The organism is Microbacterium sp. BDGP8, from assembly GCF_029991045.1.
Lineage (GTDB): Bacteria > Actinomycetota > Actinomycetes > Actinomycetales > Microbacteriaceae > Microbacterium > Microbacterium plantarum.
The window spans coordinates 2,659,935-2,670,735 of the sequence record NZ_CP120712.1; the positions used below are offsets into that span (position 1 = coordinate 2,659,935).

Consider the following 10,801-nt stretch of genomic DNA (forward strand, 5'->3'; position numbering starts at 1 on the left):
AGACCTTACGAATGTGGCGGACACAAGAGTTGCGTCCAGGTTTGCTAGCGATGTTTACAAACCCGTTACATCTGCACATTGCCTCCCCTGCAGATGTCAAGGGGAACGTTCGATCGTCGCGCCTCCGTAGGGTGGAGAGATCGCTGCATCGAGGAGAACCCCATGAACCGTCGCCTGACCGCCCTCACCGTCACCGCGCTGGCGCTCGTCGCCCTGACCGGGTGCACCGGCGGAGACGGCTCCGCTGCTGGGGGCTCGACCCCCGCAAGCACCCAGTCGGTCGAGGAGGCGTGCACCCAGGTCAACGACGTCATGACCGAGGCGACGCAGGGAATCCAGGAGATCGACCCCTCCGATCCCGCCGCCGCCGCCGGCGCGCTGCGCACGATCTCGGACGGCATGGGCGACGCCGCCGCCCAAGTGACGAACGAAGAGGTGTCCGGCATCCTGCCCGACCTGCAGACGGCGTTCTCCTCGGCCGCCGAATCGATGGAGGCTGTGGCCGCCGGTGACACCGATCGTGCGACGGAGCTCACCACGGCGCTGAGCGACGTGCAGGGCAGCATCGACACCTACACCGAGCTCTGCGGCACGGAATGACGCATCGGCGCGATCCGGATCGCGCCGCCAGATAACGCTCTGGTTTCACTCAGGCCGCTCTCCGAGTGCCTTCGCGTACCATAAGAACCGAGTGCGCTTTCACGCGCAGACGGGGGTACAGCGGTGACGGATGTCGCGTCGAAGCATGATCACGAGAGCACGGCCGAGCGAGGCACGCCCTCGGACGATGCCGGGCAGCGCGTCGAATGGGCGCCCGTGGAGCCGGCGCCCAAGAAGCGGCACCTCGGCTTGTGGATCGGCATTCCCGTCGGCGTCGTCGCGCTCGGCGGCGCCGCCGCATCGCTCTTCTTGATCGCCCCCGGCACCTCGATCGGCGGTGTTCCCGTCGGTTTCATGACGCCGGGCGCCGCTGCGGCCGCCGTACAGGACCGCCTCGATCAGACCACTGTCACGCTCGGCGAGGGCGGAGACAGCGTCTCCGGTGCGGATCTCGGAGCACAGGTCGACGGCACGCAGCTCGCTTCCTCCGCCTTCGACGCGCGGCCCGCCTGGAACATCACCCAGTGGTTCGGCGAGCCCATCGCTGCTCCCGTGGCCCTCGATGAAGCGACGGCCACCACCGCCCTGCGAGGCGCCGCGGGCGACCTGTACGTCGAGCCTACGGCGGCATCCGTCTCCTTCGACGGCTCGTCGTATGTCGTCAGTCCCGACGTCCCCGGTGCGGGCGTCGACCCCGAGGCGGCCCGTGCGGGCCTGCAGAGCGCCTTCGACTCCGGCACGACCGACGCGGTCATCGACCCCGAGCTCACGCCCGTGACGGCGCTGACCACCACCGCCGCGGCGGAGGAGGCCGCCGCTTCGCTGAACAGCATGCTCGACGGCGTCGGCTTCTACGTCGGCGACGAGCGCACGGTCCCCGTCGACCGCGCGCTCGCCGCGAGCTGGCTCACGGTCAGCACGAAAGACGACGGCTCGTTCGAGATCACGGCCGACCCCGCCGCCATCCAGCCCGTGGTCGACACCCTTCCGGGGCTCGTCGATCGGGCGCCCGTCAACGGCGTGGTGTTCGCCAACGCCGCGGGTGAGGTCATCGACGACTCCGACGCCGGCCTCGACGGTCGCACGCTGAGCTCGACGGACGGCATCGCCGCCGGATTCGCGGAGCAGCTCGCGACGGGTGATGCCGCCTACCGCCTGCCCGTCGAGGTCGTCCCCGTCACGACGGAGACCATCACACGGCTGCTCGAGGTCGACCTGAGCGAACAGCGCCTCTACCTCAAGGAGAACGGCGCCGTGGTCGACTCGTGGCTCGTCTCCACCGGCCGCCCCGGCGCTGACACCCAGACCGGCTACTACACGATCGGGTGGAAGACTCCGCGCCAGGACATGCGCGGCACCGCGGCCGACTCGGGCGTGAGCTACGTCCAGCCCGATGTGAAGTGGGCGATGTACTTCAACGGCGACCAGGCGTTCCACGGCGTCTACTGGCACAGCAACTGGGGCAACCGGATGAGCGCCGGCTGCGTCGGGATGCCCGACTCGCGCGCCGCCCAGATCTACGAGTGGGCTGTCGCCGGAACCGACGTCTACGTCCACGCCTGATCGACGCATCCGGGCCCATCCCCCGATCGACCGATGCGCGGTCGATCGATCACCGTTAGCCTGTGACCATGGCTGACCTCCGAGTGGAAGAACTGTCGGCGTCGACGATCGTCGCGGTGAACAACCTGTCGCTGAAGCCCGGGCAGGAGCGATTCGTCGTGCCCGAGAGCTACGCGATCGCGGCGACCGTGGTCGACCCGGCGACCTCGTGGCAGCGCGTGATCCTGGACGGTGACGAGGTCGTCGGCTTCGTCAGCGCGGGCTTCGACCCCGACGCGCCGCACGAGCACTTCCGCTCGGTGCTGTGGCGCATCAACGTCGACGCCGACGACCAGGGCCGCGGTGTCGGACGGTTCGCCGTCGAACAGCTCGTCGACGAGGCGCGCAAGCGAGGCTTCGACTGCCTCAACGTGATCTACGAGGCCGGAGAGGGCGGGCCCGAAGCGTTCTTCACCCGTGTCGGCTTCACGCCGGTCAACGAGACCGAGTACGGCGAGGTCGTCGCCGAGATCCGCTTCTGACGGACTCCCCCACGCACGACGCGAAACGCCCCGGGCGCCGAAGCGGCCGGGGCGTTTCGCTGTGTCAGAGCGGAGTCAAAGCCCGTCGATGATGCCGTTCAGCGTCGCCGAAGGCCGCATGACGGCCGCGACCAGCTCGGCGTCGGGACGGTAGTAGCCACCGATCTCGGCCGGCGAACCCTGCACCGCGATCAGCTCCTCCACGATCGCCGTTTCGTTCGCGGCGAGGGTCTCGGCGACCGGCGCGAAGGCGGCGGCGAGTTCGGCGTCGACCGTCTGAGCCGCCAGCTCCTGCGCCCAGTACAGCGCGAGGTAGAAGTGGCTGCCGCGGTTGTCGATCGTGCCGAGTGCGCGACCCGGCGACTTGTCCTGCTCGAGGAACGTGCCGGTGGCGGCATCCAGCGTGTCGGCGAGCACCTTCGCGTGAGCGTTGCCGGTGTACTCGGCGAGGTGCTCGAACGACGCCGCGAGGGCGAAGAACTCACCCAGCGAGTCCCACCGGAGGTAGTTCTCGGCGACGAGCTGCTGCACGTGCTTCGGAGCCGAACCGCCCGCGCCGGTCTCGAACAGACCACCGCCGGCCAGCAGCGGGACGATCGAGAGCATCTTGGCGCTCGTGCCCACCTCGAGGATCGGGAAGAGGTCGGTCAGGTAGTCGCGGAGCACATTGCCGGTGACCGAGATGGTGTCCTCGCCGCGGCGGATGCGTTCGAGCGAGTAGCGCGTCGCGTCGGCGGGAGCGAGGATCTCGATCGTGAGCCCGTCCGTGTCGTGCTCGGCGAGGTAGGTCTTCACCTTCGCGATGAGGTTCGCGTCGTGGGCACGGTTCTCGTCGAGCCAGAACACGGCGGGCACGCCCGTCGCACGCGCGCGGGTGACGGCGAGCTTGACCCAGTCGCGCACCGCGACATCCTTCGTCTGCGTCGCGCGCCAGATGTCGCCCGCCTGAACCTCGTGCGACAGCAGGACCGACCCGGACGAGTCGACGACCTCGACGGTTCCGGCGGCCGGGATCTCGAAGGTCTTGTCGTGCGAGCCGTACTCTTCGGCCGCCTGCGCCATCAGGCCGACGTTGGGCACCGAGCCGATCGTGGCCGGGTCGAGCGGGCCGTGTTCGATGACGTCCTCGATCGTCGCCTGGTAGACGCCGGCGTAGGAGGAGTCGGGGATGACGGCGATCGTGTCGTCCTCGCCGCCGTCGGCGCCCCAGAGCTTGCCGCCGTTGCGGATGAGGGCCGGCATCGAGGCGTCGACGATCACGTCGGAGGGCACGTGCAGGTTCGTGATGCCCTTGTCGGAGTTGACGTACGACAGACGGGGCCCGGAGGCGATGGCGGCCTCGAAGGCGGCACGGATCTCGTCGCCGTTCGCGAGCTGCGAGAGGCCCGCGAGGATGGCGCCGAGGCCGTCGTTGGGGGTGAGGCCGGCGGCGGCGAGGTCATCGCCGTAGCGAGCGAACACGTCGGCGAAGAAGGCGCGGACGACGTGGCCGAAGATGATCGGGTCGCTGACCTTCATCATCGTCGCCTTCAGGTGCACCGAGTACAGCACGTCGTCCGACGCGGCCTGCGCGACCGTGTCGGCGAGGAAGGCGTCGAGGGCTGCGGCCGAAAGGAAGGTCGCGTCGACGACCTCGCCCGGCAGCACCTTCAGGCCCGACTTCAGCTCGGTGACGGTGCCGTCCTGAGCCGTGAAGCGGATGGCGAGGACGTCGTCGCCTTCGATGACCGTCGAGGTCTCGTTCGACTTGAAGTCGTCGTGGCCCAGCGTCGCGACGCGAGTCTTCGACCCGTCGGCGAACGGCTTGTTGCGGTGCGGGTGCTTGCGGGCGTAGTTCTTGACCGAGAGCGGGGCCCGGCGGTCGCTGTTGCCCTCGCGCAGCACGGGGTTCACGGCGGAGCCCTTGATGCGGTCGTAGCGCGCGCGCACGTCCTTCTCGTCGACGTTCTGCGGCTCGTCCGGGTAGTTCGGGATGTCGTATCCCGCGGCCTGAAGCTCGGCGATGGCCGCCTTCAGCTGCGGGATCGAGGCCGAGATGTTCGGCAGCTTGATGATGTTGGCCTCGGGCAGCGTCGCCAGGCCGCCGAGCTCGGCGAGGGCGTCGCCGACCTGCTGCTCGGGCGTGAGGTTCTGCGGGAAGGCGGCGAGGATGCGACCCGCGAGCGAGATGTCGCGGGTTTCGATAGCCACGCCGGCCGCACCGGCGAAGGCCTCGACGATGGGCAGGAAGGAGGCGGTGGCCAGTGCCGGCGCCTCGTCGGTGTACGTGTAGATGATGGTCGAGTCGGGCACGTGTCGTCTCTCCAAAAAGCGCGTCGAGGGTCGTTCCTCAGCGTATCGCACGGGGGTGGTTCTCTCGATGTCGAGATATCTCTCACGGTTCCGGGCTTCGCGCTAGGGTGAGCGCGTGCCGCGCTTCGATCTCTCGCTCGCCGAACTTCAGGACTACCGCCCGGAGGTGAGCGAGCCCAGCGATTTCGACGATTTCTGGTCGGCGACGCTCGCGGGATCGCGTGAGGCCGGCGGTGAGGTGACCGTGTCCGCGGCATCCGAGCTGTACGCGACGGTCGACGTGCACGACATGACCTTCCCCGGGTACGGCGGTGATCCCGTGAAGGCCTGGTTGATCCTCCCCGCGCATCGCGAGGGCCCGCTGCCGGCGGTCGTGGAGTTCGTCGGCTACGGCGGCGGACGCGGCCTGCCGACCGAGCGGCTCGCCTGGGCCACTGCCGGGTACGCCTCGTTCGTCATGGACACCCGCGGACAGGGCAGTGTGTGGGGCAGCGGCGGCGAGACTCCCGACCCCCACGGCTCCGGCCCCGCCGTGCCCGGCTTCATGACGCGCGGCATCGAGTCGCCCGAGACCTACTACTACCGGCGCGTGTTCACCGACGCCGTGCGCGCGGTCGACGCGGTGCGGTCGCTGCCGGAGGTCGACGCCTCACGGGTGTCGGTCACGGGCGGCAGCCAGGGCGGCGGCATCGCCATCGCGGCCGCCGGCCTGAGCGACGGACTCGTCGCGGCGATGCCCGACGTTCCCTTCCTCTGCCACTTCGAGCGCGCCATCGGTTTCACCGGCAGCGACCCCTACCAGGAGGTCGTGCGCTGGCTCGCCGTGCACCGCGGCGCCGAGGCGCGGGTCTTCGAGACGCTGTCGTACTTCGACGGCGTGAACTTCGCCCGCCGCGCCGACGCGGCGACCCTGTTCTCGGTCGGACTGCTCGATCCGGTGTGCCCGCCCTCGACGGTCTACGCCGCGTTCAACGCCTACGGCGGCGCGCACAAGGAGATGTCGGTCTTCCCCTTCAACGAGCACGAGGGCGGCCAGGGATACCAGTGGGAGGCGCAGGCGGGCTTCCTGCGCCGCGTGCTCGGGGGCACCCCGTGAGCGAACGACGCGTGCTCGCGATCGACGCGGGGCAGAGCGGCATCAAGGTGCGCGCGACTGCGGCATCCGGTGAAGACCTGCTCTTCCCCGGCATCCGGACCGGTGAGCCGCTGCTCCCCCAGCTCGCCGCCGTCGTCGCCGAGACCGCGGCGCGCACAGGCTCGCCCGCTGACATCGTGGTCGCGGGTATCTCGGGGCTGACCGACGCGAACGCCGACGCCGACGCGATGCTCGCGCTCACGGCGGCGCAGGGCGTGCGCGGCGTCGTGCTCGCCCACGACTCGACGACCTCGTTCCTCGGCGCGCTCGGTGACCGACGCGGAGCCGTCGTCGCGGCCGGAACCGGAGTCGTCACGCTCGCCGTCGGCGCGGAAACCACTGCGCGCGTCGACGGGTGGGGGTGGATCATGGGCGACGCCGGCAGCGGCTACTGGATCGGCCGCCAGGCCCTGGATGCCGTGATGCGCGCCTACGACGGCCGGGGGCCGACGACCGAGCTGACGGCGACGGTGTCGGACCGGTGGCCTGACCTGTCGCAGGCGTACATGAGCCTGCAGGCCGATCCCGATCGGGTCCGCGTCGTCGCGAGCTTCGCCGCCGTCGTCGCGCGCGCCGCCGTCGCCGGCGACACCGTCGCGCAGGACATCTCGGTCCGCGCCGCGCACGAGCTCGCGCAGAGCGTGCGCGCGGCGATCGCCCAGGTGCGCACCGACGAGGAGACCTTCCCGGTGTGCGCGATCGGCGGCGTCTTCGGTTCCATCCCGCTGCTCGAGGCCTTCACCGCCGACCTGCACACGGGCGACGCATCGGTGCGCCTGGTGGCGCCCGTCGGTGTCGGCATCGACGGCGTGATGGCCCTCGCCGATCTCGACACCTCTCACCCCCTCGCCGCGGTCACCCACCGCGCTGGCGACATCCGCTGACCGGCACCGAGAACGCACCGTTACGCCGAGAACGCACCGCCCCCGGTACGTTCTCGCGGGGGCGGTGCGTTCTCGGCGTGAGCTCAGACGAGCGACTCGCGCCACGCGCTGTGCAGCTGGGCGAACTTGCCCGTGCCGGCGATGAGCGCGGCGGGGGTGTCGTCCTCGATGATGCGGCCGTGCTCCATCACGAGCACCCGGTCGGCGATGGCCACCGTCGACAGGCGGTGCGCGATGATGATCGCCGTACGGTCGGCCAGCAGCGTGCCCAGGGCCTCCTGGATCTGCCGCTCGCTCGGGATGTCGAGCGACGCCGTCGCCTCGTCGAGGATCAGCACCGCCGGGTCGGCGAGGAAGGCTCGCGCGAACGAGATCAGCTGACGCTGCCCGGCCGACACGCGCCCGCCGCGCTTGTTGACGTCGGTTGCGTATCCGTCGGGCAGCCGCTCGATGAACTCGTGCGCCCCGACGGCCTTCGCCGCCGCCTGGATCTCATCCATCGTCGCGTCGGGCTTGCCGAGCGCGATGTTGTCGGCGACCGTCCCGCTGAACAGGTAGGCCTCCTGCGTGACCATGACGATCGCGCGGCGCAGATCTTTCGGATGCAGCCGGCGCAGGTCGACGCCGTCGAGCGTGACCCGCCCCTTCGTGGGGTCGTAGAACCGCGCGACGAGCTTGGCGAGCGTCGACTTGCCCGCACCGGTCGTGCCGACGAGCGCGATCGTCTGCCCCGCGGGCATGTCGAGCGCGAAGTCGGGCAGGATCGTCACGGCATCCGAGTAGCCGAACGTCACGTCCTCGAACCGCAGGTGCCCGCGGGCCTCCCGCAGCTCGACGGGATCGGTCGGGTCGGGGACCGTCGGGTCCTCCTCGAGCACACCCGAGACCTTCTCGAGCGCCGCCGTCGCCGACTGGTACGAGTTGAGGAAGAAGGCGACCTCCTGCATGGGCGCGAAGAAGTTCCGCACGTACAGCACGGCCGACAGCAGGAACCCGAGACTCAGCGTGCCGTCGACGACCCGGAATCCTCCCCAGGCGAGCACGAGGGCGAGCGAGACGGATGCCACGGCCATGAGCGCCGGCTCGAAGGTTCCGAACAGGCGGATCGAGCGCATGTTCACATCGCGGTAGTCGCTCGACAGCCCACCGAACTCGGTGTCGTTCGCGGGTTCTTTGCGGAACGCCTTGACCGCACGGATGCCGGTCATCGACTCGACGAACTTCACGATCACCTTCGCGCTGATGACGCGCGACTCGCGGTAGACGACCTGCGACCGCAGGTAGAACCAGCGCATGAGCAGGAACAGCGGGATGCCCATGACCGCGAGGATGACGCCCGACTGCCAGTCGAGCAGCAGCAGCGCGATGAGCGTGAATCCGCCGTAGAGCAGACCCGAGACGAGCTCGTTCAGGCCGCCGTCGAGCAGCTCGCGGATGGTGTCGAGGTCGCTCGTCTGGCGCGAGATGATGCGTCCCGACGTGTACGACTCGTGGAACTCGAGACTGAGGCGCTGCGTGTGGCGGAAGATGCGCTTGCGGAGGTCGATCATGACCGCCTGGGTCAGACGCGCCGCGACAACGGCGTACCAGCCGATGAGCGCGGCACCGCCGACAGCGGTGATGAGGAAGACGACGACGACCGCGATGGTCGGCATCCAGTCGGCCTGCTCCTGCACGGCCGGCAGCGCGTTGGCGATGCCCCAGCCGACGAGTGCGGGGCCCGCGACGCGCAGCGCCGTCGAGACGACGAGCACGACCGCCGCCAGCGCCAGCTGCATGCGCAGCGGGGAGACCAGCGACCCGAGCAGACGCAGCGAGCGTCGCCGGATCTCTCGGCTCTCCTCGCGGGTGTAATCGGAGCGGTCCTCGCCGCTCGTCCCGGTGACGGTGCTCACAGGGTCACCTCCGTTTCATCCTGTCGTTCCTGGTCGTGTCGGTCCTGCTCGTCCTCGAGGCTCGAGATCACGTGCCGGTAGTGCTCGCTCGTGCGCAGCAGCTCGGAGTGGGTGCCGACCGCGGTCACCCGCCCCTCCTCGAGCAGCGCCACACGATCGGCAAGGGTCACGGTCGAGGGGCGGTGCGCGACGATGAGTGCCGTCGTGTCGGCCAGCACCTCGCGCAGCGCATCTTCGACGAGCGCCTCGGTGTCGACGTCGAGCGCCGACAGCGGGTCGTCGAGCACGAGCACGGCCGGGCGCGCGGCCACGGCTCGGGCGAGCGCCAGGCGCTGCCGCTGTCCGCCCGACAGGCTCAGCCCCTCTTCGCCGATGACCGTGTCGACGCCGTTCGGAAGGGAGTCGACGAAGTTCGCCTGCGCGACCGAGAGAGCCTCGCGCATGACGCGCTCGGCCTCCTCGCTGCCGCGTTCGAGGTCCTCGCGACCGAGCAGCACGTTCTCTCGGACGGTCTGCGAGAACAGCGTCGCGTCCTCGAACGCCATGCCGACGTGACGGCGCAGCTCGTCGAGCCGCAGGTCGCGCACGTCGACGCCGTCGAGCAGCACGCGGCCTCCCGTGACGTCGTACAGGCGCCCGGGCAGGGTCGTCAGCGTCGTCTTGCCCGAGCCCGTGAGGCCGACGAGGGCCATCGTCTCGCCAGGTCGCAGCGCCAGGTCGATGCCGTCGAGCAGGTCGCGCTCGCTCTCGGGGGCGTCCTGGTACCGGAAGTGAGCGCCTTCGAAGACGAGCTCGCCCCGCGGCTGCGCGATGGTCGTCGGGACCTCGGGGTCGACGATCGTGTTCTGCTCGTCGAAGACCTCGAAGATACGGTCGGTCGCCGTCCGCGCGTCGACGAGGAACGAGAACAGGAAGCCGATCGACTCGACGGGCCAGCGCAGGATCGTCGCCATCGCGAAGAAGGCGATGAGCGAGTCGACACCGAGCTCACCGGCCTGGACGAGGTAGATGCCCGCCCCGAGGCACAGCGCGAAGGCGATGTCGGGCAGCAGCACGAGCCAGAACCAGATCCAGCCGACCGCCTTGGCCTTCTTCACCTCGGTCTCGCGCAGGGTCTCGGCCTGACGCGTGAACTTCTGCAAGGCGTGTCCGCCGCGGCCGAACGCCTTCAGCACGCGGATGCCGTGGACCGACTCCTCGACGGCCGTGGCGAGGTCGCCCGCCTGGTCCTGGCTCTGCCGAGAGAGCAGGCCGTAGCGGTTCTCGAAGATGAATCCCGCGATCCACAGCGGCGCCGAGACCACGACGAAGATCGTGCCGAGCAGCCAGTGCCACCGGAACAGGATGATCGAGCCGACGACGATCGTGAGCATGTTGACGACGAGCAGGACGATGCCGAAGGCGAGCCAGCGACGGATGAGGCTGATGTCCTGCATCATCCGGCTGAGCAGCTGACCCGACTGCCAGCGGTCGTGGAAGGCGACCGGCAGCCGCTGCAGGCGCGCGAAGAAGTCGGTGCGCAGTTCGTACTCGACCTTGGTCGCCGGGGCGAGGACGAACCAGCGGCGCGCCCAGACCATGAGGGCCTCGAGCAGACCGAGGGCGAGCACGGCGCCGGCGCCGAGGACGATGAGCCACGGGTCGCCCGAGTTGATCGGGCCGTCAGGGCCGACGATCACCTCGAGGACGAGCGGGATGCCGAGAGCCAGCAGGCTCGCGATGAGCGCGCTGGCGAAGCCGAGGCTCAGCCGGGGCAGCACCGGTTTGGCGAAGGGGAGCAGACGCGCGAGCGCGCGCGGCGTGGACAGACGAGGGGGCGTCGAGGAAGTCATGATCCTGAGGTGTGTCGAGCGGATGCCGAAGACGGCGAGGGGCGCGCGCGAGCGCGGCGAAGCGGGACCGGGGCCCCGC

The 10,801-nt window shown here is 69.9% G+C and carries 8 protein-coding genes; 5 read left to right on the forward strand and 3 right to left on the reverse strand.

The genetic code is table 11. From position 1 onward, the window contains the following. Positions 1 to 162 precede the first annotated feature (162 nt). From P6897_RS12890 to P6897_RS12900, 3 genes are all read left to right on the forward strand, one after another. Positions 163 to 600: a hypothetical protein gene (locus P6897_RS12890; RefSeq protein WP_269267931.1), complete on the forward strand. Its 438-nt coding sequence runs from the start codon at positions 163 to 165 to the stop codon at positions 598 to 600. Positions 601 to 723: 123 nt separating this feature from the next. Beyond that, on the forward strand, positions 724 to 2,163 hold the full coding sequence (locus P6897_RS12895) for a L,D-transpeptidase family protein (protein WP_282501412.1): 1,440 nt from the start codon (positions 724 to 726) through the stop codon (positions 2,161 to 2,163). A 68-nt stretch (positions 2,164 to 2,231) separates the two neighbouring features. Beyond that, the gene (locus P6897_RS12900) at positions 2,232 to 2,684 is read left to right on the forward strand and encodes a GNAT family N-acetyltransferase (protein WP_274178950.1); all 453 of its coding nucleotides are present in this window, start codon (positions 2,232 to 2,234) and stop codon (positions 2,682 to 2,684) included. 75 nt (positions 2,685 to 2,759) lie between these two features. On the opposite strand, the gene P6897_RS12905 is transcribed toward P6897_RS12900, so the two are convergent. Then, the gene (locus P6897_RS12905; protein WP_112617452.1) at positions 2,760 to 4,976 is read right to left on the reverse strand and encodes an NADP-dependent isocitrate dehydrogenase; all 2,217 of its coding nucleotides are present in this window, start codon (positions 4,974 to 4,976) and stop codon (positions 2,760 to 2,762) included. Positions 4,977 to 5,091: 115 nt separating this feature from the next. Between P6897_RS12905 and P6897_RS12910 the strand changes: the two genes are divergently transcribed. Both P6897_RS12910 and P6897_RS12915 read left to right on the forward strand, forming a co-directional pair. After that, positions 5,092 to 6,072, forward strand: a complete 981-nt coding sequence (locus P6897_RS12910) for an acetylxylan esterase (protein ID WP_282501413.1) — start codon at positions 5,092 to 5,094, stop codon at positions 6,070 to 6,072. Continuing rightward, a complete protein-coding gene (locus tag P6897_RS12915) occupies positions 6,069 to 6,995 on the forward strand; it encodes a BadF/BadG/BcrA/BcrD ATPase family protein (RefSeq protein WP_282501414.1) in 927 nt (308 codons plus the stop codon). Before P6897_RS12910 ends, P6897_RS12915 begins: the two co-directional genes overlap by 4 nt. 83 nt (positions 6,996 to 7,078) lie before the next feature. Here P6897_RS12915 and P6897_RS12920 read toward each other — a convergent pair whose 3' ends face one another. Together P6897_RS12920 and P6897_RS12925 are read right to left on the reverse strand one after the other, a co-directional pair. After that, on the reverse strand, positions 7,079 to 8,890 hold the full coding sequence (locus tag P6897_RS12920; protein WP_112617454.1) for an ABC transporter ATP-binding protein: 1,812 nt from the start codon (positions 8,888 to 8,890) through the stop codon (positions 7,079 to 7,081). Beyond that, positions 8,887 to 10,722 carry an ABC transporter ATP-binding protein gene (locus P6897_RS12925; protein ID WP_282501415.1) on the reverse strand — a complete coding sequence of 612 codons (1,836 nt, stop codon included), beginning with the start codon at positions 10,720 to 10,722 and terminating at the stop codon, positions 8,887 to 8,889. The genes P6897_RS12920 and P6897_RS12925 overlap by 4 nt, the downstream gene beginning before the upstream one ends. Between the last annotated feature and the right edge of the window lie 79 nt (positions 10,723 to 10,801).

What these genes read in the sequence shown, in the direction of transcription:
- P6897_RS12890 (WP_269267931.1), top strand. Translation starts at nt 163, where the DNA reads ATGAACCGTCGCCTGACCGCCCTCACCGTCACCGCGCTGGCGCTCGTC.
- P6897_RS12900 (WP_274178950.1), top strand. Translation starts at nt 2,232, where the DNA reads ATGGCTGACCTCCGAGTGGAAGAACTGTCGGCGTCGACGATCGTCGCG.
- P6897_RS12925 (WP_282501415.1), bottom strand. Translation starts at nt 10,722, where the DNA reads ATGACTTCCTCGACGCCCCCTCGTCTGTCCACGCCGCGCGCGCTCGCG.